The sequence below is a fragment of the Erythrobacter sp. HKB08 genome, from assembly GCF_004114695.1.
Lineage (GTDB): Bacteria > Pseudomonadota > Alphaproteobacteria > Sphingomonadales > Sphingomonadaceae > Parerythrobacter_A.
Genome location: NZ_CP035310.1, coordinates 1408991 through 1431486 on the forward strand (window position 1 = coordinate 1408991; position 22496 = coordinate 1431486).

At 64.6% G+C, this 22496-nt stretch carries 28 protein-coding genes; 19 read left to right on the forward strand and 9 right to left on the reverse strand.

The features are described 5' to 3' along the window. Positions 1-41: 41 nt before the first annotated feature. Positions 42-2168 carry a transglycosylase domain-containing protein gene (locus EO245_RS06690; RefSeq protein ID WP_128892194.1) on the forward strand — a complete coding sequence of 709 codons (2127 nt, stop codon included), beginning with the start codon at positions 42-44 and terminating at the stop codon, positions 2166-2168. A gap of 4 nt (positions 2169-2172) precedes the next feature. Here EO245_RS06690 and EO245_RS06695 read toward each other — a convergent pair whose 3' ends face one another. Then, positions 2173-2586 (reverse strand): PaaI family thioesterase, encoded by a 414-nt coding sequence (locus EO245_RS06695; protein ID WP_128892195.1) that lies wholly within the window; start codon positions 2584-2586, stop codon positions 2173-2175. Then, entirely contained in the window at positions 2573-2947 is a 375-nt protein-coding gene (locus tag EO245_RS06700; RefSeq protein ID WP_128893492.1) for a PaaI family thioesterase, read from the reverse strand. Before EO245_RS06700 ends, EO245_RS06695 begins: the two co-directional genes overlap by 14 nt. A gap of 203 nt (positions 2948-3150) precedes the next feature. Between EO245_RS06700 and EO245_RS13380 the strand changes: the two genes are divergently transcribed. From EO245_RS13380 to EO245_RS06710, 3 genes are read left to right on the forward strand one after another with little or no spacing between them, the layout of a single operon-like run. Beyond that, positions 3151-3315, forward strand: coding sequence for a hypothetical protein (locus tag EO245_RS13380; protein WP_164931273.1), 165 nt, complete (start codon positions 3151-3153; stop codon positions 3313-3315). A 5-nt stretch (positions 3316-3320) separates the two neighbouring features. Beyond that, the gene (locus EO245_RS06705; RefSeq protein WP_164931274.1) at positions 3321-4253 is read left to right on the forward strand and encodes a hypothetical protein; all 933 of its coding nucleotides are present in this window, start codon (positions 3321-3323) and stop codon (positions 4251-4253) included. Beyond that, positions 4238-5140 (forward strand): transposase, encoded by a 903-nt coding sequence (locus EO245_RS06710; protein ID WP_128892197.1) that lies wholly within the window; start codon positions 4238-4240, stop codon positions 5138-5140. The genes EO245_RS06705 and EO245_RS06710 overlap by 16 nt, the downstream gene beginning before the upstream one ends. On the opposite strand, the gene ruvX is transcribed toward EO245_RS06710, so the two are convergent. The 7 genes from ruvX to pyrE are packed head-to-tail and all read right to left on the reverse strand — an operon-like array spanning position 5137 to position 10525. Further along, on the reverse strand, positions 5137-5607 hold the full coding sequence (ruvX, locus tag EO245_RS06715; protein ID WP_128893493.1) for a Holliday junction resolvase RuvX: 471 nt from the start codon (positions 5605-5607) through the stop codon (positions 5137-5139). The genes EO245_RS06710 and ruvX overlap by 4 nt on opposite strands. Then, positions 5604-6740 carry a DUF3089 domain-containing protein gene (locus EO245_RS06720; RefSeq protein WP_128892198.1) on the reverse strand — a complete coding sequence of 379 codons (1137 nt, stop codon included), beginning with the start codon at positions 6738-6740 and terminating at the stop codon, positions 5604-5606. The genes ruvX and EO245_RS06720 overlap by 4 nt, the downstream gene beginning before the upstream one ends. Continuing rightward, positions 6730-7830 carry an AI-2E family transporter gene (locus tag EO245_RS06725; RefSeq protein ID WP_128892199.1) on the reverse strand — a complete coding sequence of 367 codons (1101 nt, stop codon included), beginning with the start codon at positions 7828-7830 and terminating at the stop codon, positions 6730-6732. Before EO245_RS06725 ends, EO245_RS06720 begins: the two co-directional genes overlap by 11 nt. Next, positions 7827-8783 (reverse strand): signal peptidase I, encoded by a 957-nt coding sequence (gene lepB / locus EO245_RS06730; protein ID WP_128892200.1) that lies wholly within the window; start codon positions 8781-8783, stop codon positions 7827-7829. The genes EO245_RS06725 and lepB overlap by 4 nt, the downstream gene beginning before the upstream one ends. A 10-nt stretch (positions 8784-8793) precedes the next feature. Then, on the reverse strand, positions 8794-9195 hold the full coding sequence (acpS, locus tag EO245_RS06735) for a holo-ACP synthase (RefSeq protein WP_128892201.1): 402 nt from the start codon (positions 9193-9195) through the stop codon (positions 8794-8796). A gap of 10 nt (positions 9196-9205) precedes the next feature. After that, a complete protein-coding gene (locus EO245_RS06740) occupies positions 9206-9946 on the reverse strand; it encodes a pyridoxine 5'-phosphate synthase (protein ID WP_128892202.1) in 741 nt (246 codons plus the stop codon). Continuing rightward, positions 9947-10525, reverse strand: a complete 579-nt coding sequence (pyrE, locus tag EO245_RS06745; RefSeq protein WP_128892203.1) for an orotate phosphoribosyltransferase — start codon at positions 10523-10525, stop codon at positions 9947-9949. It lies immediately after the preceding gene. Between the two features lie 231 nt (positions 10526-10756). On the opposite strand from pyrE, the gene coxB reads away from it, so the two are divergent. The 15 genes from coxB to moaA all read left to right on the forward strand — a co-directional run bounded on the left by coxB (position 10757) and on the right by moaA (position 22495). Beyond that, the gene (gene coxB, locus EO245_RS06750) at positions 10757-11755 is read left to right on the forward strand and encodes a cytochrome c oxidase subunit II (protein ID WP_234026834.1); all 999 of its coding nucleotides are present in this window, start codon (positions 10757-10759) and stop codon (positions 11753-11755) included. 31 nt (positions 11756-11786) lie between these two features. Beyond that, positions 11787-13493: a cytochrome c oxidase subunit I gene (ctaD, locus tag EO245_RS06755; RefSeq protein WP_128892205.1), complete on the forward strand. Its 1707-nt coding sequence runs from the start codon at positions 11787-11789 to the stop codon at positions 13491-13493. Positions 13494-13564: 71 nt separating this feature from the next. Beyond that, on the forward strand, positions 13565-14542 hold the full coding sequence (locus EO245_RS06760; protein WP_234026835.1) for an alpha/beta fold hydrolase: 978 nt from the start codon (positions 13565-13567) through the stop codon (positions 14540-14542). 23 nt (positions 14543-14565) lie between these two features. Then, a complete protein-coding gene (locus tag EO245_RS06765) occupies positions 14566-15483 on the forward strand; it encodes a heme o synthase (RefSeq protein WP_128893495.1) in 918 nt (305 codons plus the stop codon). Continuing rightward, complete coding sequence (locus EO245_RS13545) at positions 15480-15608, forward strand: hypothetical protein (RefSeq protein WP_255416932.1); 129 nt, start codon at positions 15480-15482, stop codon at positions 15606-15608. Before EO245_RS06765 ends, EO245_RS13545 begins: the two co-directional genes overlap by 4 nt. Further along, on the forward strand, positions 15608-16192 hold the full coding sequence (locus EO245_RS06770; protein ID WP_128892206.1) for a cytochrome c oxidase assembly protein: 585 nt from the start codon (positions 15608-15610) through the stop codon (positions 16190-16192). The genes EO245_RS13545 and EO245_RS06770 overlap by 1 nt, the downstream gene beginning before the upstream one ends. A gap of 65 nt (positions 16193-16257) precedes the next feature. Next, complete coding sequence (locus EO245_RS06775; RefSeq protein ID WP_128892207.1) at positions 16258-17079, forward strand: cytochrome c oxidase subunit 3; 822 nt, start codon at positions 16258-16260, stop codon at positions 17077-17079. Next, positions 17079-17477: a DUF983 domain-containing protein gene (locus tag EO245_RS06780; RefSeq protein ID WP_128892208.1), complete on the forward strand. Its 399-nt coding sequence runs from the start codon at positions 17079-17081 to the stop codon at positions 17475-17477. The genes EO245_RS06775 and EO245_RS06780 overlap by 1 nt, the downstream gene beginning before the upstream one ends. Further along, positions 17474-18046, forward strand: a complete 573-nt coding sequence (locus EO245_RS06785; protein WP_128892209.1) for an SURF1 family protein — start codon at positions 17474-17476, stop codon at positions 18044-18046. The genes EO245_RS06780 and EO245_RS06785 overlap by 4 nt, the downstream gene beginning before the upstream one ends. A gap of 57 nt (positions 18047-18103) precedes the next feature. After that, the gene (thrC, locus tag EO245_RS06790; RefSeq protein WP_128892210.1) at positions 18104-19504 is read left to right on the forward strand and encodes a threonine synthase; all 1401 of its coding nucleotides are present in this window, start codon (positions 18104-18106) and stop codon (positions 19502-19504) included. Then, positions 19504-20391 carry a class I SAM-dependent methyltransferase gene (locus EO245_RS06795; RefSeq protein WP_128892211.1) on the forward strand — a complete coding sequence of 296 codons (888 nt, stop codon included), beginning with the start codon at positions 19504-19506 and terminating at the stop codon, positions 20389-20391. Before thrC ends, EO245_RS06795 begins: the two co-directional genes overlap by 1 nt. Continuing rightward, a complete protein-coding gene (locus EO245_RS06800; protein WP_164931275.1) occupies positions 20388-20756 on the forward strand; it encodes a hypothetical protein in 369 nt (122 codons plus the stop codon). Before EO245_RS06795 ends, EO245_RS06800 begins: the two co-directional genes overlap by 4 nt. 39 nt (positions 20757-20795) lie before the next feature. Further along, entirely contained in the window at positions 20796-21167 is a 372-nt protein-coding gene (locus EO245_RS06805; RefSeq protein ID WP_128892213.1) for a dihydroneopterin aldolase, read from the forward strand. A gap of 4 nt (positions 21168-21171) precedes the next feature. Then, positions 21172-21507 (forward strand): Rossmann fold domain-containing protein, encoded by a 336-nt coding sequence (locus EO245_RS06810; RefSeq protein ID WP_128892214.1) that lies wholly within the window; start codon positions 21172-21174, stop codon positions 21505-21507. Then, positions 21500-22495: a GTP 3',8-cyclase MoaA gene (gene moaA, locus EO245_RS06815; protein ID WP_128893496.1), complete on the forward strand. Its 996-nt coding sequence runs from the start codon at positions 21500-21502 to the stop codon at positions 22493-22495. Before EO245_RS06810 ends, moaA begins: the two co-directional genes overlap by 8 nt. Position 22496 lies beyond the last annotated feature (1 nt).

The following is a 22496-nucleotide window of genomic DNA, read 5'->3' on the forward strand; positions in this document are numbered from 1 at the left end:
ACCCTCGCAATTAGTGTATTGTTGGGGTAACACAGTAAGCGATGTTCGCGCTGTTCCGGAAAGGCAAGGGTAAGAAGGGCTCGTCCTCGCATGGCGGGTTCTACCCGTTGCAGGAGCCTTATGGCTCTGCCTTGTCCGAGGAAGACGACGGCTACAACTACCGCTCCGGCAGTCGCTCGCTCGATTTCGACGGGTGGGACGACCGGCTTGATCGCCTCGACCGGCAGATCGCGCGCGAGGATCGTACTCGCCAGCGTTGGTGGCAGCCGAGCTACTGGAAAGGCCGCCGCAAGCGCTGGTGGTTCGTGCGCATTGTCGCCGGCATATTCGCGCTGTTCATCGCGCTTATCGCCTGGCTCGCCATCACCGCGCCGCTTTCCAAGTCGCTCGAGCCGATCGCCGCGCCGCAGATCACGCTCCTTGCAGCCGACGGCACGCCGATCGCCCGCAATGGCGCGATCACCGACGAGCCGGTCGATATCGACACCCTTCCGCCGCATGTCGTCGACGCATTCCTGTCGGTCGAGGACCGGCGGTTCTACGACCACTGGGGGATCGACCCGCGCGGCATCGCGCGAGCTGCCTGGACCGGCTACGGCGGCGGCAGCACGATTACCCAGCAGCTTGCAAAATTCACTTTCCTCACGCCCGAACGCAGCCTGTCGCGAAAGGGCCGCGAGATGCTCATCGCGTTCTGGCTCGAAACCTGGTTGACGAAGGACGAAATCCTCGAACGCTACCTGTCGAACGCCTATTTCGGCGACAATGTCTACGGTCTGCGCGCCGCTTCGCTGCACTACTTTTATCGCAAGCCGGAGAACCTGCGACCCGAGCAGGCTGCGATGCTCGCAGGCCTCGTCCAGGCACCTTCGCGCTACAATCCGCGCAAGCATTACGACCGGGCGGAGCGCCGCATGCGCGTGGTCCTCTCGGCGATGGTCGCGAATGGCAAGCTGACCGAGGCGGAGGCCGCGCGGATGCGCTCGCCGCGGATCGACCACCGTGCGAAGGACGACTTGCCGACCGGGACCTATTTCGCCGACTGGGCGCTGCCCGAGGCGCGCAAACTGTCCGACACCGGCTATTCGCGCCAGACGATTGCCACGACGCTCGATTCTCGCCTGCAGAATATCGCGCGGCGGGCGGTTTCGAGCCACGGCCTCGGCGATGCGCAGGTGGCGCTCGTCGCGATGCGGACCAATGGCGAAGTCGTCGCGATGATCGGCGGGAAGGACTACGGCGCCTCGCCATTCAACCGAGCCACGCAGGCACGCCGGCAGCCGGGCTCGACGTTCAAGCTGTTCGTCTATCTCGCCGCGCTCGAAGCCGGGATGGAACCGGACGACACGATCGACAACAGCGCGATCGAAAGCGGAAGCTACCGCCCCAAGAACGCCCGCGGGCGCTATTCCGACAGCATCACGCTCGAACAGGCTTTCGCGACGTCGAGCAATGTCGCAGCCGTCCGCCTGTTCAACCAGGTCGGCGATGAGGCGGTCATCAAGGCCGCGCGCGATCTTGGTGTCACTTCGCCGCTCGCGACCGGCGATCCGAGCCTTGCTCTCGGCACGTCGGAGATGACCCTGCTCGAACTGACCGCCGCCTATGCCGGCATTGCGGGTAACAGTTTCCCGGTCGAGCCGCGTGCATTCCCGGCCGAAGAAGCGGGTTGGTTCGACTGGCTGTGGGACGGGAAGAAGAGCCTTTCGTCGAGCGATCACTCGGCGATGGAGGCAATGCTGCGCTCGGCAATCAATTCGGGTACCGGCCGGGCGGCAATGCTGCGCGGTCCCAACTTCGGCAAGACCGGGACGAGCCAGGATTATCGCGACGCGCTGTTCGTCGGCTATGCGGGCGATCTCGTCGTTGGGGTCTGGGTCGGCAAGGACGACAATACGCCGCTGAACGGCGTGACCGGGGGCAGCACGCCTGCACGCATCTGGCGCAGCTTCATGACCCAGGCGCTGGGCGAGGCGGAAACCCCGCGCGCCGGTCCGCGCCCGAACCCGAGCGGCCCGGTCCAGCCGATCGACGAAATCCCGCTCGACGAAAACGGCTCGACCCTGCGCTTCCGCGAAGACGAGGTGACCGTGTCGACCGAGATCGAAGGCGTGCCGGTGGAATTCCGCCTCAACGAGGACGGACTTGAAGTCGAACCCGTAGAATAGCGGCTCAGCCTTCGGGCGTTGCCATCAGGATGTTCATCACCGCAGTCGCAACAGGTCGCTGGCGATCGCCCTGCCACGCCTCGACCGTCAGGTTCGCATTGCGCCGCCCGAGCTTGGTGATCCGCGCCTTGGCATAGGTCGTCTCGCTCTTTGCAGCGGCGAGGAACTGCACGGTGATGTTGATCGGCTTGAGCTGTGGCTGGACCTCGCGCTCGGCGAGGGCCGCGCGCAGGGCCGCATAGCCTGCCGTCTCGAGCAGGCCGCTCGTCGCGCCGCCATGGAATACGCCGGGCCGCCCTTCGACGTTGGAGGCGAAGGGAACGACGAGAACCGGCATGCCGTCCTCGAAGCTGTCGACCTCGATCCCGAGCGAGCGCGCATAGGGCGTCAGTTCGCGGCTGGCATCATTGCGGGACATTGCGCGTGTCCCCCGTGATCGACATGAAAACACCCGCGATGTGAGCCACCGGATCGTCCGGATCGCCATCATGCGCGATGCCGCGCACGAAGGCGGCCGAGCGGGTCAGGCGATAGCACTCCGAGCGACCGATGACCGCCGCCCGTTCGCGCGCAGGACGCTGGTAGTCGACCCTCAAGTCGAGCGTGGCGATGGCTTCGAACCGCTTCATCTTCGTCCAGATGCACAGGCCCGATGCCATATCCATCAGGCTGACGATCGGGCCGGAGGCGAGCACATGGCGGTCCGCTTCGCCGAGCAGGTCCTCACGCCACGGCAATTCGAGCTCGACCCAGTCATCGCCCGAGGCGCGGAACTTCATCCCGAGCCAGCCGGGATGCCCGTGGTCGAGCAGGAAGCGGGCGGCGCGGCCCGGGTCGAATTGTTGATCGTCGTCGCTCACACCGGCGCGCTTAGCTGGCGCGTCGAACAGGTTGCAATGTTTTAATTTCAGCTTCCGCGCTGCCGCCGCCAGCACGTCCCGGCGAGGCAAATCACGCCCGCCAATCACTGAAAGGGACGCACATGAACCTACCCAAGATCGAACTGTCGGACATTCCCGACCTCGATGACGCCGCCGGCCTGTTCGGGACCATGTCGGATGTCGCCAGCGCGGCGACCGACGACCGCGTCGTGGTGATCATGGTCTTCGTCTACGAGACGATGCCGCCGGAAGCGCTGCTGCTCTGACGGCCATGATCATTCGAGAGGAATTGGCGAAGCTGCGGAGCGATCCGGCTCCGCAGCACCAGGCGCAGGCGGCCCTGGAGCACTGCCTCCAACAGTGGCGGGAAGCGGAGGGACGCGAGTTGTTGCGCGAGCTTGCCGAGTATGGGGCGGGGCGGTCGCTCGGCGAATGTCCGGCGCTTACCGTGTGCTTGGCGGACGGAGAGCACATCGCATCGCTGGTCCGCAGCTTGATCGAGTGCCTCGCGCGCCATCCGTTCGGCCATGTCCCGATGCGTCACCAGCTTTCCGACGGCGTCGGCCTGATCGAGATCGCGCAGGCTGGCCGGAGCGCGCTCGGCCTCGTGCTTCACGAGCGGGACTGTGTCTCGAGAGAGCCGTCCTCCGCAGCCTTCGCCGATCTCGAACGGCACGAGCTGTTGCTGGCGGGGCGGGGCAGGGCTGTCGTGCTCGAGCGGCTGGACGGTGCAGCGCCGCACCGGACCGAATTGCCGCTGGAGAAGGGATCGCGCCTTAGCCTTGCCGGAACACGACGGACGAAAGTGGTGCGGGAGGTCCGGGAGCCAATCGTCACGCTGCGGCTCACACGCACGCCGGAGCGTCCCGAAACGACCGAAGAGGTCTGCTGCGACACCGGTCGCGTCCTCCATCGGGCTGCCTCCAACCGCGAGGAAAGCTGCGACGAGATGGCCATCGCATTGCTCACCGCGATGGAACGGTGCGACGCGATCCCGCAGATTGCCGAGAAGGCGCGCAGGGGGTCGAGCAGTCTGAGATGGCAGGCGCTGCGCCACAGCCTCGCGCTCGATACCGGGATAGGGCTTGGCCTTCTTTCCGACTTCGCCAGGACATCCGATGACCCGTTGGCCGAACCTGCGCGAAGACTGCTCCAGCAACTCGGCGAAAGAGAACCGGGAGGCGCGCAATGCCTCGCGAACTGACCCCCAATACTGCGCCTGAGCGGATCGGACTGGACGAGTGCGTCGAACTTCTGTCCGAGCGCCGCTTCGATCCCCGCGACGAAGACAGCCTCAAGGGTGCGGCGAAACTCCTCGCCCGCCTCGGCGCGAACGATAGCTTCCTCGGCGACCTGCTGGTGGACCGGCTCGCCGATCGCGCCGAATCATCGCTTCCGACAAGCGCCTACAGCCCGCAATCCATCATGCTCAGCGAGGCACGACGGGGCTTCTTCCTGCGTGCCAATATCTGGCCGTCCGAGAACGACAGCTGCCTGCGCAGGAGCGGGGCGCATAATTTCGCCTATGGCGCGCCGCACGATCACAATTTCGATTTCCTCACCGTCGGCTATTTCGGTCCCGGCTATCGCAGCGACTATTACGAGTATGATTATACAAAGGTTGTCGGCTATCCCGGCGAACAAATCGACCTGCGCTTCGTCGAACGCAGCGCGCTCTCCAAGGGGCGCCTGCTGCACTACCGCGCACACCGTGACGTGCATTCGCAGTTGCCGCCCGAAAGCCTGTCGGTATCGCTCAACGTGATGGCCTGCGACGCCGCGCAGGGATGGCACGACCAGTATGCTTTCGATCTCGAGCGGCGGGCGGTGACGCGCATTCTCAATCCGTCGTCGACCGAAGTCTTCCTGCGCATGGCCGTGGCCTTGGGAGGGGAGGAGGCCGGGGAACTTGCGGAGCATTGGGGCAGGTATCACCCGAGCGACCGGATCAGGCTCGCCAGCTTCGAGGCACGGTCGGATACGGCGGACTTGGCAAGGCGCGAGACCATTTGGCGTGAGGCCGAGGCCGCGGGGAGCCTGCTGGTGACGCAGGCTGCGCGGAAGGAATTGGCGAAGCTGGAGCCGGCCTAGAAGCTGCTGCCGGCGAGCGTATCGATCGCGCTTTGCAGGATGATCGCGGCGGCGTGGCTGTCGATCCGCTCGGCGCGCTTCTTGCGGCTGACGTCCTGCCCGATCATGTCGCGCTCCGCGCTCGTGGTCGACCAGCGCTCGTCCCACAGCAGGATTGGCAAGCCCAGCGCCTGCTCGAGATTGCGCGCATAGGCGCGGGTCGATTGCGCGCGCGGGCCTTCGGTCCCGTCCATGTTGCGCGGCAGGCCGAGGACGATGCCCTTGATCCTGCGCTCGTCGATGAGCGGCTTCAGCGCCGCGACATCCTTGGAGAACTTGCCCTTGGCGATCGTCTTGCCGGCCGTGGCGAAGGACCACGAGGCATCGCAGGTCGCGACCCCCACCGTCTTGGTGCCGAGGTCGAGGCCGAGCAGGGCACCCCCGTCGGGGAAGTGCTCCCTGAAATCGAGGGCGCTCTCGGCGATCAGCTCGTTTCTCCGAGCGCTTCGACGCGCTTGACCACGTCCTGCTGTATGTTCCGCCAGAACAGCGGGATGTCGTAGACGTGGTAGTTGTTGCCCGGCAGCACCGCGCTGCCCATTTCCGGCGGGTCGCCGATCAGCAGGATGCCGCGCTCGTCGCAGCGGGCAGGGACCGCGCCGGGGACGAGCTCGCCGCTGGTAAATTCCGGCTCGGGGACGAGCGTCCCGCGATTGGCGGTAACGTCGGCCCTGCCGTTTACCGTGCCGGTAAGCGGGTTGGTGCACAGGATCTTGCTGTCGCCACGCAGTTCGCCGTCGAAACCGGTCGAGGCTGCGTAGGTCGCGAGCAGGTCGCTCGGGTCGGCCGGTTCGGCAAAGCTCGACCAGCTCAAGATGCAGCCCGTCTGGTTGGCGGTGGCGCAGGCAGGGAAGCCGAGCGCGGGAAGGTCGTGCTCGACCGAGATCGGCCAGCCCACGGCATAGATACCCGCGATGCGCGACGCCTCTTCGCTGCCCGCGACCTCTTCGCGCAGCAGGCGCAGCAGGTGAAGCGAGCCCTGGCTGTGTCCGGCAAGGACGATCGGCGTATCGTCGGCGACGGTTGCGAGGAAGAACTCGTAGGCCTGCTTCACATCCGCATAGGCCGCGTCGAGCGCGCGTTGTGCCTCCGGAGCATCGGTCAGGAAAGCGCCCATTGTCGCCTGCCGGTAGCGCGGTGCCCAGATCTCGCTCGCCTTGTTGAACGGGCTTGCCATGCCGCGGATGTAGACATTGGCAATACGCTGGCTTTCCGCATCGTCGAGCGGGGCATTCCACGCGGCGCTATCGAGATAGCTGGTGGGGTGAATGAAGAAGACGGCAAACTGGCCGCCAGGTTCGGCAGGTGCGGGAATCGAGCGTTGCTCGCCGCGGGTCGCCGGTTGCCAGCGGGCCGGATCGTCCAGCCCCTTGCCCGGACGCGAAAGCCACATCTCAGGCGCGGCATAGGCGTTCGCCTCGAGCGGGTCCTGTTCGACGAACTCGCTCGACGGCACGAAGGCCATGCGGGTGAGGTCGGTCCAGAAGATGTTGAGCACGAATGCGCCCAGCACGACCAGCATCAGGATGCCGGCGAAGAAATAGAGGAATTTACGTGCCATCTGCAGTCTCGGGGGTCTGGTTCTTGAGTTTCTCGTCGGTCCGCTTCGCGCGCTGTTCGAGGGCCACCTTGATCATCGCCAGCAGCGGGTCGGCGAGGAACAGACCGAGGATGCCGAACAGGATGCCCATGATGAGCTGTGCGGCGAGCACAAGCGCCGGGGCGAGGTCGACGGTCTTCTTGGCGATTAGCGGGATTACGACATAGCCGTCGAAGGTCTGGACGAGGAAATAGACGAAGATGGTGTAGAGGCCCATGTCCGTCCCGCCGGAGAAGCCGACCAGCACCATAAGCGCGCCCGCAATCAGCGCGCCGATATTGGGAATGAAGGCGAGCAGCCCGGTGAGGATGCCGAGCAGCACCGCCATCGGGACGCCATAGGCGGCCAGCATGATCCAGGTGAAAACGCCCTCGAACACCATGCCGACGAGGCGGCCGGCCATGAGGCGGCGCATCGTGTAGCCCATCTTGGCGACGGTTTCGTAGAACTCGCTCCGGCGGTGGCGGGGCAGCATCCAGGCGACGCCCCGCTCGTAAAGCATCGGGTCGACCGCGATGTAGATGCCGATGATCGAAATGAGCAGGATGGTCGTCAGCCCGCCCATGATCCCGCCGATTGCGCGGGTTACGGTGCCGACCCCGCTGACGAGGCTCCCCGCCATCGATTGTACGTCGGCCTGGTCGACGGTGAAGCCCTGCTTCTCGAGCCAGGCGATCGCGACGCCGACCTGTTGCTCGACGATCTCGGGCAGTTGCGCCGCCTCGCGCGAAATCTGCGTCCCGGCATAGGTCGCGAGCCAGTAGCCGAAGCCAGCGGTCACGATCAGCACGATCGAGACCAGCCAGATGCGCTTGAGCGGGATGACGCGCTGGAGAAGCCTCGCCCCGCCGTCGATCATCGCCGCGAAGACCATCGCGCCGAAGATCACCAGCAGTGAGCGGGAAATGAAAACGAGGAATACGGTCGCGCCGATCACGGCGGTCCAGGCCACCGCCTTCTGCACTTCGCGGCGCATTTCCGGCGAGGTAATCCGCGACGGGCTGGTGCCTAGGTCGTCGAAGTCTTCCTGTCCTTCGCCAGAATCGCTCATTGCCCCTCCGCTTGCTCCTCGACCGGTGGCCGCAATGTCATCCAAGCACGGTCGCCGCGCAAGGCCCCGAACCAACTCAACGGATTGAGCGATGCCGTCCCGTCGAGCGAGAAGGTGATGAACTCGGCCCGTCCGCCGACGTTTTCGAGCGGCACCGGACCTCCGAGGCCGTAATTCTCGGTGAATTCGCGGCTGTCGGCGGAATGGTCGCGGTTATCGCCCATCATGAAGACATGGCCTTCCGGCACGAGCGTCGGCTCCATGTTGTCGAGATGCTGGCGGCGGTGATCGACCACCAGATAGGTCGCGCCATTGGGCAGCGTCTCGCGAAGCGTGGGTAGCTCGTAGACTTCGCGCCCGTCGTCGAGCTTGCGGCGGTACTGGTCGAAATAGCCGAGGCACGGCACCCCGTCGCACAGCTGCGCTTCGTCGACCGGGACGCGCACGGCCGGCTCGACTTCCTGCGGAACGGGCGTCCCGTTGAGGATGATCTGGCCGTTGCGGACTTCGATCGTGTCACCGGGCAGGGCGACGACGCGCTTGATATAGTCCTCGTCGCGGTCCGGCGGGACGGCGATGACGATGTCGCCATATTCGGGCGTATCGGGCCAGATGCGCCAGTCGCCGCGCGGCAGGACATGGAAGGATGCGCTGACCCAAGACCAGCCGTAAGGATATTTGCTCACCACCAGTCGGTCGCCGACCAGCAGGTTCGGCACCATCGAGGTCGAGGGAATGTAGAACGGCTTGGCGACGAAGGTGTGGAAGCCGAGCACTGCCAGCAGCATCAGCGCGAGGCCGCGGATCTCGGCCAGCCAGTCGACCTTCTTGTCCTCTTCCTCAGCGCTGTCGGCCTTGGTTTCGGATGCGCCGGGCGAAGCGGGATCGGCTGCGGTCTCGCCAACGGGCGTGGTCCCGGTCTCGGCTTCGGTCGCGGAGGTATGCTCGGTCATGGTCGCTTGCTTAGATGGGGCGGGCTTCGATGATGACGAATGCCTGCGCCCATGGATGATCGTCGGTGAGGGTGAGATGAATGACCGCCTCATGGCCCGCCGGCGTCAGTTCCGCAAGCCGCTTCGCCGCGCCGCCTTCGAGCTTGAGCGTGGGGGCGCCCGAGGGCGCATTCACGACGCCGATGTCCTTCATGAAGACGCCGCGCTTGAAGCCGGTGCCGACAGCCTTGGAAAAGGCCTCCTTGGCTGCGAAGCGCTTGGCGTAGGTCCCGGCGATGGTGAAGGGCCGCCGCCGCGCCTTGGCGCGCTCGACATCGGTGAACACGCGATTCTCGAAGCGCTCGCCGAAACGGTCGAGCGAATTCTGGATGCGCTCGATATTGCATAGGTCGGAACCGAGACCGATGATCATGCGGCTTGCCTCACCGCGCGTCGTCCATCAACTCGCGCATCTTTCGTACCGCCTGTTCGAGGCCACAGAAAACCGCTTCCCCGATAAGGTAATGGCCGATGTTGAGCTCCGCCAGTTGCGGGATGGCGGCGATGGGCTGGACGTTCTCGTAGGTCAGCCCGTGGCCTGCATGCGGCTCGATGCCGTTCTTGGCGGCAAGGGCGGACATGTCGGCGATGCGCTTGAGTTCGCTCGCGATTTTTTCGCGGTCGTCGTCGAGGAAAGCGTGAGCATATTCGCCGGTGTGGAATTCCACTACCGGTGCGCCGAGCCGCAATGCGGCATCCAGTTGGCGCTCGCTCGCCTCGATGAACAGGCTCACTCGGATGCCGGCCTCGCGCAGTTCGCTGACGATCGGCGCGATCTGGTTGTGCAGGCCTGCGGCGTCGAGCCCGCCCTCGGTCGTGCGCTCCTCGCGCTTTTCCGGCACGATGCAGGCGGCATGCGGTTTGTGGCGCAGCGCGATCTCGAGCATTTCCTCGGTCGCGGCCATTTCCAGGTTCAGCGGGAGGTTGGTCGCGGCCTGGATGCGAGCAAGGTCTTCGTCGCGGATATGGCGGCGATCCTCGCGCAGGTGCGCGGTAATGCCGTCCCCGCCGACAGCCGCAACGATCTCTGCCGCGCGGACCGGGTCGGGATGGTCGCCGCCACGCGCGTTGCGGATCGTCGCAACGTGATCGATGTTGACGCCGAGGCGGAGCCGGCCCGCCATCTACTTGCGGCTTCCCGGCTTGGTTATTTCGATTGCCGCGAGCTCTGCCGGCACTTCGTCTTCCGCATAGGTCGGGAAGTTGATCTGCACGAGCGGGAAGAACGGCACGCCGAGGTCCACCTCGCCGCCCGAGCGATCGATGAGTGAAACTTCGGCGATGACTTCGCCGCCTTCGCGGCCGACCGCATCGATCGCCTCGCGGCTCGACAGGCCGGTGGTCACGACGTCCTCGACCATCAGCACTTTCGCACCCGGTTCGAGAGCGAATCCGCGGCGCAGGTGGAAAGTGCCTTCAGGCCGTTCGAGAAACAGCGCGTCCTTGCCCAGGGCGCGGCCCATCTCGTGACCGATGATGATGCCGCCCATCGCGGGCGAGACGACCGTGTCGATCTGGCTGCGAATCTCTCGCGGGATTTTTGCGGCAATGGCGGCTGCGAGACGCCCCGCGCGTTCCGGGTTCATCAATACGCGGGCGCACTGGAGATAGAAGCCGCTGTGACGACCGGAGGACAGCTTGAAGTGCCCTTCGAGCAGGGCGCCGCTCGCGCGGAATTCGGAGAGAACGTCTTCTTCGGTCATGGTGGTGCTAGCTGGCTCCGAAACAGTCGGGAATCGAGGCATTGCCCGGTGGGCAACATGGATTGCGGATTTTTCTCCTAGAAGTGCTTGAGACAGGGGGCAAGCATGCGTATACGCGCCGCAGAATTGCCCCGGAGTGGGGCTGTTGCGCCTGCGCGACATCGCTTCAGGAATTGGCAGAAAGCGTTGAAAACGATGGTCTTCGGAATTCGCCCCAACCGGGCACTGCAGATGGTAACCCTGATGCTGGCGGCCCTGCTGCTGGCCCTCGCGCCGCAGATCGCGGTTGCGCAGGACACGGCCGAAGCACCGGCCGAGGCAGCCGAAGTGGCTGCTGACGACGGTGCGGCGACCGAGGCAGCTACCGGTGGTTACACGCCGCTCGGCCCGGACATGATCAAGGGCCAGCCGGTCGATGGTGAGATCAACCTGCAGCCGCAGTTCTCCGAAATCGGCCAGACCGCGAACGGCCTTCACATGGGCCTCGTTTGGGTCATGGTGATCATTTCGGTCTTCGTTCTCGCGCTGCTGATCTGGGTTGTCATTCGCTACAACCGCCGCGCCAACGCGACGCCTTCGAAGACGACTCACAACACGCTGATCGAAGTGGTCTGGACGGTCGTACCGGTCCTGATTCTCGTGGGCATCGCGATCCCGTCGATCAGCCTGCTTGCCAAGCAGTACGAATCGCCGCCGGAAGACGCGGTGACGATCAAGGCGATCGGCTACCAGTGGTACTGGGGCTACGAATATCCCGACAATGGCGGCTTCGAAGTCATCTCGAACATGATGCCGGAAGACGAAGCCATCGCGAAGGGCTTCCCGGGCCAGCTCGAAGTCGACAACCGCATGGTCGTTCCGGTGAATACGCCGCTGCGTATCCAGACGACCGCTGCTGACGTGATCCACTCGTTCGCCGTTCCCTCGCTCTGGTTCAAGCTGGACGCCGTTCCGGGCCGCATCAACGAGAAGCTGCTCGTGATCAAGGAGCCCGGCATCTATTACGGCCAGTGCTCGGAACTGTGCGGCATCAAGCACGCTTATATGCCGATCGCTGTCGAAGCGCTTCCGCGTGACCAGTGGGAAGCTTGGGTGCGCCAGCAGCCGGGCGGCACCGTCGCCGGTGACAACGACACTCCTGCAGAAGCTGCCCAGGAAGCTGCTGCAAACACCGATGCCCCGGCAGCCGATCCGGTTGCCGACCAGGATGAGCCGGTCGCGGCCAACTGATTAACCGAATAACGAACGATAGAGACTGACCATGGCCACTACCGCTGAAGGTTTCGACGCTCACCACGAGGACCACGCGCACGACGCCGACCACAAGCCCGGCTTCTTCGCGCGTTGGTTCATGTCGACCAACCACAAGGATATCGGCACCCTCTACCTGATTTTCGCGATCTTCGCGGGCATCATCGGTGGTGCGATTTCCGGCATCATGCGTGCCGAGCTCGCCGAACCGGGTATCCAGGTTCTCGGCTGGTACGTGAACCTCGTCGGTGGCGAGGCCAGCTTCGATGCCAACCTCCATGCCTGGAACGTGCTCATCACCGCGCACGGCCTGATCATGGTCTTCTTCATGGTCATGCCGGCCATGATCGGCGGCTTCGGTAACTGGTTCGTCCCGCTCATGATCGGCGCGCCTGACATGGCGTTCCCGCGCATGAACAACATCTCGTTCTGGCTGACGGTCGCGGGCTTCTGTTCGCTGCTGTTCTCGCTCTTCGTACCAGGCGGCCCCGGCGGTCTCGGTGCGGGCGTGGGCTGGACGGTCTATGCACCGCTATCGACGAGCGGATCGGTCGGCCCAGCGGTCGACTTCGCGATCTTCTCGCTCCACTTGGCGGGCGCGGGCTCGATCCTTGGTGCGACCAACTTCATCACCACCATTCTCAACATGCGTGCGCCGGGCATGACCCTGCACAAGATGCCGCTGTTCGTGTGGTCGATGCTCGTCACCGCATTCCTGCTGCTGCTCGCACTGCCGGTCCTGGCAGCCGCGATCACCATGCTGATCACCGATCGTAACTTCGGCACGACCTTCTTCGACCCGGCTGGCGGCGGCGACCCCGTTCTCTACCAGCACCTGTTCTGGTTCTTCGGTCACCCGGAAGTCTACATCATGATCCTGCCGGGCTTCGGCATGATCTCGCAGATCGTCGCGACCTTCAGCCGCAAGCCGGTCTTCGGCTACCTCGGCATGGCCTACGCCATGGTCGCGATCGGCGTCGTCGGCTTCATCGTGTGGGCGCACCACATGTATACCGTCGGCCTCGACGTTAACACGAAGATGTACTTCACCGCGGCGACCATGGTCATCGCAGTCCCGACGGGCGTGAAGATCTTCAGCTGGATCGCCACGATGTGGGGCGGCTCGATCGAGTTCAAGTCGCCGATGGTCTGGGCGCTGGGCTTCATCTTCCTGTTCACCGTTGGCGGCGTCACTGGCGTCTATCTTGCCAACGGCGGCATCGACGATGTGGTCCACGACACCTACTTCGTGGTGGCGCACTTCCACTACGTCCTGTCGATGGGCGCGGTCTTCGCTCTCTTCGCGGCCTTCTACTACTGGTTCCCGAAGATGAGCGGCCGCTGGCACAGCGAGCTGCTGTCGCACCTCCACTTTTGGGGCTTCTTCATCGGCGTGAACGTGATCTTCTTCCCGCAGCACTTCCTGGGTCTTCAGGGCATGCCGCGCCGCTATCCGGACTACGCTGAAGCGTACAGCTACTGGAACGAGATCTCGACGCTCGGCTATGCGATCATGGCCGGTTCGATGGTGATCTTCTTCGTCAACGTGGCCTACGCGTTCATCGCCGGCCGCAAGGCGGAAGACAACTACTGGGGCGAAGGCGCGACCACCCTCGAGTGGACGCTGTCGAGCCCGCCGCCGTACCACCAGTTCGAAACGCTGCCGGTTATCGAGGACCACCACGATTACCACGACCACATGCCTGCCAAGGCCTGAGGTCGGTCAGCAGCCACAAACAGCTCACGGCCGGCCCGAAAGGGTCGGCCGTTTGCTTATGAGCGGATGAGATGACGATGCCCGAAATGCGCAACATCGACGTCGGCGAGCTTTCGCTGCGCTGTGCCATCGAGGGTGCCGGGGCGGGCGAGCGCCCGCTGGTCATCTTCGTCCACGGCTTCCCGGAAAGCTGGTACAGCTGGCGCCACCAGCTCGCGCCCGTGGCCGAAGCCGGATTTACCGCCTGCGCGATCGACGTGCGCGGCTATGGCGGCTCGGACAAGCCCGAGCCGGTCGAAGCCTACGCGATGGAGCGGATCGTCGGCGATCTCGTCGGGTTGAAGAACGCACTCCAGCCGGACGCACCCGCAATCCTCGTCGGTCACGACTGGGGCGCGCCGATCGTGTGGAACACTGCGCTGACCAACCCGGAACATTTCCGCGCGGTCGCGGGCATGTCGGTTCCTTTCGCCGGGGTGCCGAGCCAGCCCTTCACCGAGGTCTTCCGCGAGCACTTCACCAGCCAGGGCAAGTTCTTCTACCAGGAATACTTCCAGAAGCCGGGCGTTGCCGAAGCGGAAGCCGAGAGGGACCCGCGCGATTTCGTCCAGCGCATGATGTACTCGATCAGCGGCGACGTGCCCGAGGGCGACTACTGGTCCAAGCCCTATGGCGCGACCTTCCTCGAAGGCCTGCCCGATCCGCAGCCGGTCGAATGGCTGACGACTGAAGACCTCGACTATTACGAAGGCGAGTTCCGCAATTCCGGTTTCCGCGGCCCGCTCAATCGCTATCGCAATCACGAGCGCGATTTCGAATGGCTGCAGGGCTGGAAGGACAAGCGCATCGAGCAGCCATCGCTGTTCATCGGCGGTACGCGCGACCCGGCGACCTTCCTGTTCGGAGCCGTGACCGATCCGGTCGCGCTGATGCGCATGTTCGCACCCAAGGTCGAAGGCCACATTCTCGAAGGTGTCGGCCACTGGACCCAGCAGGAGCGACCGGAAGAGGTCAACGCGCTGCTGATCGACTGGCTAAAGCGCCTTTGAGACACTATATGGCCGCCGATCCCATGACCCAGGCTTCGACCATCCCGCTCCCGGCCGACTGGCGCGATTTCTTCGCGCTGACGAAGCCGCGCGTCATGACGCTGGTGATCTTCACCGGCTTGTGCGGCCTGCTCGCCGCGCCCGGTTATATCAACCCGGTCATCGCCTTCACCGCGATCCTGTGCATCGCGGTCGGTGCAGGCGGGGCTGCGGCGCTCAATATGTGGTGGGAAGCCGATATCGATGCCGGCATGAAGCGCACCTCGGCGCGTCCCATTCCGATGGGACGGATGAAGCCGACCGACGCGCGCGATTTCGGCATCATGCTGTCGGGCGCATCGGTGATGACCATGGGGCTTGCCGTAGGCTGGCTCGCGGCGAGCCTGCTCGCGCTGTCGATCTTCTACTATGCGGTCATCTACACCATCTGGCTCAAGCCGCGCACACCGCAGAACATCGTCATCGGCGGCGGTGCCGGTGCATTCCCGCCGCTGATCGGCTGGGTTGCTGTGACCGGTGAAGTGACGGCCATGCCGCTGCTGCTCTTCGCGATCATCTTCATGTGGACCCCGCCGCACTTCTGGGCGCTCGCGCTGTTCGTGCAGACCGACTACGCCAAGGTCGGCATCCCGATGATGCCGGTGGTGAAGGGCGAGGCGAGCACGCGCCGCCAGATCATCATCTATTCGATCCTGCTGGTGCCGCTCGCCGCGGCGCCGTGGTTCATCGGCGGGACCGGCGCGATCTACGGTGTTGCAGCGCTTTCGCTCTCGCTTGCATTCCTTGCGCTTTCGGTCCCCGTCGCTTTCCGGCAAGCTCAGGCAGGAGACGGTATGAAGCCGGAGAAGCGCCTGTTCGCTTTCAGCATCCTCTATCTCTTCGCCCTGTTCGCAGCGCTGGTTGTCGACAGGGTCGCGTTTTACCAAGGATGGATCGCATGACCCCCGAAGAAGAAGCCGAGTTCAAGAAGCGCCGAAAGGGACGTAACTATGTCCTCGGAGGCCTTCTGCTGTTCATGGTGATCCTGTTCTACGCGATCACCATCGCCCGGATCGGGGGGCAGTGATGAGCACTGCGACGCTCGAGAACCGCAATACCCGCACGGCGATGTTCGCCTTTCTCGGCGCGCTCGCCATGCTCGGCCTCGGCTATGCCGCGGTACCGCTCTACGACCTGTTCTGCCGCGTCACCGGATTCGGCGGCACGACCCAGCGCGCGACCGAGGCGCAGGCCGATCTCGCGGCGCGCATGGGCGCCAGCGCCGGCGGCAAGGAAATCTCCATCCGCTTCGACGCGACGACCGCCGGCGACATGCCGTGGACCTTCAAGCCGGTGCAGGTGACCGAGAAGGTCCAGATCGGCCAGCGCGACCTTGCCTTTTATACCGCTCGCAATGACAGCGACGTGCCGATCACCGGCACCGCGACCTTCAATGTCGAGCCGGAACAGACGGGCAAGTATTTCAACAAGATCCAGTGCTTCTGCTTCACCGAACAGACCCTGCAGCCGGGCCAGGAAATCCGGATGCCGGTGCTCTATTACGTCGATCCCGCGATCCTCGATGACGAGAATGCGAAGGGCGTCGAGCAGATCACTTTGAGCTATACCTTCCACAAGGCTATCGATCAGGGCGAGAAACCCGCTTCGTGACACTGGACCTGCCCGCATCAGGCGATTAAGGGCAGGCGCAACAGTTCTGACAGGACAAGAGACTCATGGCTGGCGCTAAGAACCACGACTATCATATCCTTCCGCCCGACATCTGGCCGCTGATCGGCTCGATTTCGGCCCTGACCTTCACCACCGGCATGGTGTTCTACATGCACGAGATGGCCAATGCCTGGCTCATTCTCGGCCTCGGCATCGCCGGCCTCATTGCCACCTTCTTCAGCTGGTTCGGCAATGTCGTGAAGGAAGCGCAGACCGGGTACCACACGCCGGTCGTGCAGCTGCACATGCGCTACGGCATGATCCTGTTCATTGCTTCGGAAGTGATGTTCTTCGTCGGTTGGTTCTGGAGCTGGTTCGACTTCGCGCTGTTCCCCTCGGCAATCTCCGAGGTGATCGGCGGCCAGTTCCCGCCCGCCGCGATCGAAGCGGTCATCGACCCTTTCAGCCTGCCGCTGCTCAACACGCTGATCCTGCTGTGTTCGGGCACCACGGTTACCTGGGCGCACCACTCGCTGATCCACGGTGACCGCGAAGGCCTCAAGAAGGGCCTGTGGGCGACCATCGCTCTCGGCGCGGTCTTCACCGCGATCCAGGCTTACGAGTACGCCCACGCGCCGTTCGGCTTCGGTGGCAACACCTACAGCTCGGCCTTCTACATGGCGACCGGCTTCCACGGCTTCCACGTCCTCATCGGCACGATCTTCCTGATCGTCTGCCTTGTGCGCAGCTACAAGGGCCACTTCACCCCGCGCCAGCACTTCGGCTTCGAAGCGGCTGCGTGGTACTGGCACTTCGTCGATGTGGTGTGGCTGTTCCTCTTCGTCGTCGTCTACATCTGGGGCGGCTGGGGCGCAGAAGTCCACTAATGCCATCCGGCTTGCCGGATAATTCGAAGGGGCAGCCCGGCCAGTCACCAGACTTCGGCTCGGCTGCCCTTTTCGGTTTGTGCCCGTCCTGCGGAGAGCGGACGCTGTTCGACGGTGTCGCGCGCTTCGCCGATCGCTGCTCGAACTGCGGGCTGGAATTCTCTCGCTTCAACGTGGGCGATGGTCCGGCTGCATTCCTGACGCTGATCGTCGGCGGGCTGGTGACGATCCTTGCCGTGTGGCTGGAGCTTGCCGTGTCGCCGCCGTTCTGGGTCCATGCGCTGATCTGGATCCCGCTGGTCGCCGTGCTGGTCGTCGGCGGGCTCAGGGTGGCCAAGGCGGCGCTCCTGTTCTCCGAATACCGAAACCGCGCGCGCGAAGCCGGGAGCAAGGAATGACCCTGCGCGATATCCCAGTCATCCCAACCATAATCGTCGCCGCTGCAATCGCGACGATGATCGCGCTCGGCTTCTGGCAGCTGGGCCGTTCGGAAGAAAAAGCCGAACTGCTCGTCCGCTACCAGACCGCACCGGTCGATGGCGCGACGATCGCCTATCCTGACCCCGGAACCGATATCGAGCCGCTGCTCTACCGAAAGGTCGAGGCGGTGTGCGAAACCCCGTCCGACGTGCGCGGCGTTGCCGGGACGAACGTGCTCGGCGTGAAGGGCTGGGCGCATGTCACCGACTGCACGCTCGCCAACGGAGCGGAAGCGCGCGTCGATCTTGGCTGGTCGCGCAATCCGCAGTCGCCCGGATACGAGGGCGGGGCGGTGAGCGGCATCCTCGCTCCCAATGGCCGCATCGTTGCCGACCCGCCGCTCGCCGGCCTCGGCCCGCTTGCGAAGCCCGACCCGGCCGACCTGCCGAACAACCACCTCGCTTACGCGGGCCAGTGGTTCTTCTTCGCCCTGACCGCGCTGGTCATTTACATCCTCGCGCTGCGCCGGCGCCGCAGGTCAGCTTGAGCGCTCCCAAGCCTCGCTCGCTTGCCGCGCGCAAGGTGCGGGGCTAACCGCCGAAGCATGAAATACGTCTCCACCCGCGGCAGCGCACCGGCGCTCGACTTCGAAGGCGTCACCCTTGCCGGGCTCGCCTCCGACGGGGGCCTCTATGTGCCCGAGGAATGGCCGAGCTTCTCTGCCGACGAGATCCGCGCGATGCGCGGGCTGCCGTATGCGGAGCTAGCCACGCGGGTAATGCTGCCCTTCGTCGAGGGCAGCCTGTCGGAAGAGGAACTGCGCGGCTTGTGCGAGCAAGCCTATGGCCGCTTCGCCCATGCTGCCGTCACCCCGCTCAAGCAGTTCGACGAGCAGCAATGGCTCCTCGAGCTGTTCCACGGCCCGACGCTAGCCTTCAAGGACGTTGCACTGCAGCTGCTTGGGCTGCTGTTCGAGACCTTCCTTGCGCGAAGCGATGATCACCTGACGATCGTCGGCGCGACCAGCGGCGATACCGGTTCCGCCGCGATCGATGCGGTTGCCGGGCGCGAGCGGATCGACATCTTCATGCTGCATCCCGAAGGCCGCATCAGCGACGTTCAGCGCCGCCAGATGACCACGGTGCTGGCGCCCAACGTCTACAACATCGCCATCGACGGCAGCTTCGACGACGCGCAGGCGAGCGTGAAGCGCATGTTCAACGATCCCGAAATGACGGGGCGCTTCCACATCGGCGCGGTCAATTCGATCAACTGGGCGCGGCTGATGGCGCAGGTGGTCTATTACTTCGCCGCCGGCCTGCAGCTCGGCGCGCCCGACCGGGAGGTCGCCTTTAGCGTACCGACCGGTAATTTCGGCGACGTGTTTGCCGGCTATGTTGCATCGAAGATGGGCCTGCCGGTCGCCAAGCTGGTTGTCGCGACCAATGTGAACGACATCCTCCACCGCGCACTGTCCGACGGCGATTATTCGGCAGGCGAGGTCACTGCGACCGCCGCGCCGTCGATGGATATCCAGGTCAGCTCGAATTTCGAGCGCCTGCTGTTCGATTGCGGAGGCCGCGATGGCAAAGCTCTGGCCGAGCAGATGCGCGGGTTCGAGGCAAGCAAGGCAATGCGGTTGACCAATGCGCAGCGCGAGGGTGCCGCCCATCTCTTCACCAGCGCGCGCTGCGATGCCGACGAAATGGCACGCGCGATGCGCTGGGCCTACGAGCAATGCGGCGAGGTGATCGACCCGCACACCGCCATCGGTCTGCACGCGGCGCGCGAGCTTTCGCTCGATCCGTCGATACCTGTGGTCACCCTTGCCACCGCACATCCGGCGAAGTTCCGCGATGCCGTCGAGCGCGCGACCGGAGTGCGTCCGCCGCTTCCCGCCCGTGTCGGCGACCTGTTTTCGCGCGAGGAACGCTTCGATAGCCTCAGCGGCGATTACGATGCGATCGCTGCTTACGTGGCCGAAAAGGCAACCCCGACGAACTGATGGCCGAGATAGACGACAAACCCCTGCTGATGGTGGGCGAGGCGTGGGACGACTACGGCCTCGTCGACAGTGGCAATGGCCGCAAGCTCGAACGCTACGGCCCCTACCGCTTCATCAGGCCCGAGCCGCAGGCGATGTGGCAGCCGCACCTCGACGCATGGGACGCGCATGGCGAATTCGTCCCCGGTTCGGACGAGGACGGCGGTGGGCGCTGGCAGTTCGACAAGCCGGTGCCGGAGGATGGCTGGCCGCTGGCGTGGAACGAGGCGCGCTTCACCGCGCAATGCACGCCGTTCCGCCACCTCGGCTTCTTTCCAGACATGTCGCCCGTGTGGGAGTGGATGCGCAGTCGCCTCGAAGGGCTCGACGAGGCCGAGACGATGAACCTCTTCGGCTACACCGGCGTCGGTTCTCTGGCGCTCAGCCGGCATGGCCGGGTGACCCATGTCGATGCCTCCAAGAAGTCGGTCGCACAGGCGCGTGAGAATGCGACGCTGTCGGGCATGGACGATCGCCCGATCCGCTGGCTGATCGACGACGCCGCCAAATTCGCCGCGCGCGAAGTCAGGCGCGGCAATCGCTACGACGGGATCATCCTCGATCCGCCGAAGTTCGGTCGCGGTCCGAAGAACGAGACCTGGCGGCTGGAGGAAAGCCTTGCCGGGCTGCTCGGCGATTGCGGCCAGCTGCTCGATGGCGACAGCCGCTTTCTCTTCCTCACCGTCTATGCCGTGCGCATGAGCAGCGTCGCGCTGGCGGAACTGATGAAGGAAAAGCTCGCGCACTTGCCGGGTAGAATCGAATTCGGCGACCTCGTCATGCGCGAGGAAGGCGAGGGCGGGCGGATGCTCCCGACAGCGATCTTTGCGCGGTGGAGCAATACTTGATCCGATCGTTGCTGATGCTGGCTGGCGCCTGTCTCGCGAGCGGCTGCGGTGCGCCCGACAGGAGCTCTGGCGCGTGGATCGGCGACATGCGGATTTGTGCGGACAAGATCGAGACGACGCGCCAGCGGTTCGACCGAAGTCAGGGGCTCGACACACTCCGGATCGGGTTCACGCCCGAGGCTGCCGTGGAATTGCGAGCGATGAGCGAGGACTACGTCGACGAGCAGCTGCCGGTGATCGTCAACGGCGGCGAGATCGCTGCGCCGAAGCTGGTCGAACCGCTCGAGGGCACCGGCATCGATCTCGTCGGCATTCGCCCCGAACACCTCGTCGACTTCCTCGCCTACGCGAAGCGGCCGTGCTGATTTCGCCTGCCGGGTGAAAGCGGCTAGAGCGTGCCTGCAATGAACGATTCGCTGATCCTCGAAGTCGCCGATCTCGAACACGATGTCCTCACCGGCATCTATTCGGAGGAAACCGGCAAGCCGCAGCCGCTGCGCATCACGATCCAGGCCAGGCTGAAGGTCGAGGACCGCTACGAGCCGGACACACCGCTCGAGGCGAGCAAGAACTACATGGACCTCAAGTTCGCCGCGACCGATGCACTTCCGCCGGGCGTGCATTTCAAGCTGATCGAGGCCGTGGCCGATCACATCTGCGAAACGCTGTTCCTTCAGGACGAGCGGATCGAGGCTGTGACGGTCAAGATCGTGAAGCTCGCCATTGCCGAGGCGAACGAGAAGATCGGCATCACGCTTACGAGGCACCGGCGCTGATTTGATGCAGCAGGTCGTGACCATCGAACAGCTTCCCGAAACCGCACTCGATGCGGCGGAGGCGTTCCGGGTCACCTACCTGGCTGACATCCGCAAGATCCTCGAAGCGGGCGACGACGTGGCTATCCGCTTGCCTGCCGCAACCTACGACCATGAGGACTGGCGCAAGGCGATCGTCCGCGACCTCGCGCGCGCTCATGCCCCTGCCCGGGTCAACATGGTATCGGGCGCCGGCGCTGCGGCGATCGAGGCGACTCTCGCCTATCTCGCAAAAGCACCCGGCGTGACCGGCCAGTATCTGCCGCTCGCAGGGGCGGGGAGGCATGACACCCATGGGTAGCGAGCCGCTGGTCGACAGCTTCGCGCGGCCGATCACCTACCTGCGCCTCTCGGTCACCGACCGCTGCGACCTGCGCTGCACTTACTGCATGCCCGAGCGGATGACCTTCCTCCCGCGCGAGGATATTCTGTCGATCGAAGAAAGCTACCGGCTCGCGCGCGGGTTCATGCAGCGCGGCATCCGGCGCATCAGGCTGACGGGCGGCGAGCCGCTCGTCCGGCGCGGCATCGTCGATCTGCTCGCCGCACTGGGTTCGCATATCGGCAGGGAGCTGGACGAGCTTACGCTGACGACCAACGGCACGCAGCTGGCGAATCATGCCGAAGCGATCGCGGCGGCAGGAGTGCGGCGGATCAACGTCTCGCTCGATACGCTCGACCGGTCGAAATTCGCCGCAATCGCGCGGCGCGATGCCTTGCCGCAGGTGCTCGAAGGAATCGCGGCGGCCAAGGCAGCGGGGCTTGCCGTCAAGATCAACACCGTTGCCCAGAGCGGAGTGAACGCCGACGAGCTGCCGGCGCTGATGGAATGGGCGCATGGCGAAGGCTTCGACATCTCCTTCATCGAGACCATGCCGCTGGGAACGGTCGATCATGACCGGGCTTCACGCTTGCTGTCGCTGTCCGACCTGCGCCGTGACCTCGCAGGCCGGTATTCGCTTTCTCCATCTTCTCATCGGACGGGTGGCCCTTCACGCTATTTCGAAGTCGCCGAGACGGGCGGCCGTGTCGGCTTCATCACGCCGATGTCGGACAATTTCTGCGACGGCTGCAACCGCGTGAGGGTGACCGCAACGGGCCAGCTCTATCCATGCCTTGGAGGAAGCGAGGCGATCGACCTGCGCGCGGCCATGAGGGAGGGCGACGATTCGGCCTTCGACCTGGCACTCGACCGGGCCATGCACATCAAGCCGCGCCGCCACGAATTCCGGATAGATAAAGGCAATGCTGTCGGCCCGGCGCGCCACATGTCGGTCACGGGGGGATAGA

Excerpts from the sequence above, each read along its gene's own strand:
- EO245_RS06690 (WP_128892194.1), top strand. The coding sequence starts at position 42 with ATGTTCGCGCTGTTCCGGAAAGGCAAGGGTAAGAAGGGCTCGTCCTCG.
- EO245_RS06695 (WP_128892195.1), bottom strand. The coding sequence starts at position 2,586 with ATGTCCCGCAATGATGCCAGCCGCGAACTGACGCCCTATGCGCGCTCG.
- EO245_RS06700 (WP_128893492.1), bottom strand. The coding sequence starts at position 2,947 with ATGAAGTTCCGCGCCTCGGGCGATGACTGGGTCGAGCTCGAATTGCCG.
- EO245_RS13380 (WP_164931273.1), top strand. The coding sequence starts at position 3,151 with ATGAACCTACCCAAGATCGAACTGTCGGACATTCCCGACCTCGATGAC.
- EO245_RS06705 (WP_164931274.1), top strand. The coding sequence starts at position 3,321 with ATGATCATTCGAGAGGAATTGGCGAAGCTGCGGAGCGATCCGGCTCCG.
- EO245_RS06710 (WP_128892197.1), top strand. The coding sequence starts at position 4,238 with ATGCCTCGCGAACTGACCCCCAATACTGCGCCTGAGCGGATCGGACTG.
- EO245_RS06720 (WP_128892198.1), bottom strand. The coding sequence starts at position 6,740 with ATGGCACGTAAATTCCTCTATTTCTTCGCCGGCATCCTGATGCTGGTC.
- EO245_RS06725 (WP_128892199.1), bottom strand. The coding sequence starts at position 7,830 with ATGAGCGATTCTGGCGAAGGACAGGAAGACTTCGACGACCTAGGCACC.
- lepB (WP_128892200.1), bottom strand. The coding sequence starts at position 8,783 with ATGACCGAGCATACCTCCGCGACCGAAGCCGAGACCGGGACCACGCCC.
- acpS (WP_128892201.1), bottom strand. The coding sequence starts at position 9,195 with ATGATCATCGGTCTCGGTTCCGACCTATGCAATATCGAGCGCATCCAG.
- EO245_RS06740 (WP_128892202.1), bottom strand. The coding sequence starts at position 9,946 with ATGGCGGGCCGGCTCCGCCTCGGCGTCAACATCGATCACGTTGCGACG.
- pyrE (WP_128892203.1), bottom strand. The coding sequence starts at position 10,525 with ATGACCGAAGAAGACGTTCTCTCCGAATTCCGCGCGAGCGGCGCCCTG.
- coxB (WP_234026834.1), top strand. The coding sequence starts at position 10,757 with ATGGTAACCCTGATGCTGGCGGCCCTGCTGCTGGCCCTCGCGCCGCAG.
- ctaD (WP_128892205.1), top strand. The coding sequence starts at position 11,787 with ATGGCCACTACCGCTGAAGGTTTCGACGCTCACCACGAGGACCACGCG.
- EO245_RS06760 (WP_234026835.1), top strand. The coding sequence starts at position 13,565 with ATGACGATGCCCGAAATGCGCAACATCGACGTCGGCGAGCTTTCGCTG.
- EO245_RS06765 (WP_128893495.1), top strand. The coding sequence starts at position 14,566 with ATGACCCAGGCTTCGACCATCCCGCTCCCGGCCGACTGGCGCGATTTC.
- EO245_RS13545 (WP_255416932.1), top strand. The coding sequence starts at position 15,480 with ATGACCCCCGAAGAAGAAGCCGAGTTCAAGAAGCGCCGAAAGGGACGT.
- EO245_RS06770 (WP_128892206.1), top strand. The coding sequence starts at position 15,608 with ATGAGCACTGCGACGCTCGAGAACCGCAATACCCGCACGGCGATGTTC.
- EO245_RS06775 (WP_128892207.1), top strand. The coding sequence starts at position 16,258 with ATGGCTGGCGCTAAGAACCACGACTATCATATCCTTCCGCCCGACATC.
- EO245_RS06780 (WP_128892208.1), top strand. The coding sequence starts at position 17,079 with ATGCCATCCGGCTTGCCGGATAATTCGAAGGGGCAGCCCGGCCAGTCA.
- EO245_RS06785 (WP_128892209.1), top strand. The coding sequence starts at position 17,474 with ATGACCCTGCGCGATATCCCAGTCATCCCAACCATAATCGTCGCCGCT.
- thrC (WP_128892210.1), top strand. The coding sequence starts at position 18,104 with ATGAAATACGTCTCCACCCGCGGCAGCGCACCGGCGCTCGACTTCGAA.
- EO245_RS06795 (WP_128892211.1), top strand. The coding sequence starts at position 19,504 with ATGGCCGAGATAGACGACAAACCCCTGCTGATGGTGGGCGAGGCGTGG.
- EO245_RS06805 (WP_128892213.1), top strand. The coding sequence starts at position 20,796 with ATGAACGATTCGCTGATCCTCGAAGTCGCCGATCTCGAACACGATGTC.
- EO245_RS06810 (WP_128892214.1), top strand. The coding sequence starts at position 21,172 with ATGCAGCAGGTCGTGACCATCGAACAGCTTCCCGAAACCGCACTCGAT.
- moaA (WP_128893496.1), top strand. The coding sequence starts at position 21,500 with ATGGGTAGCGAGCCGCTGGTCGACAGCTTCGCGCGGCCGATCACCTAC.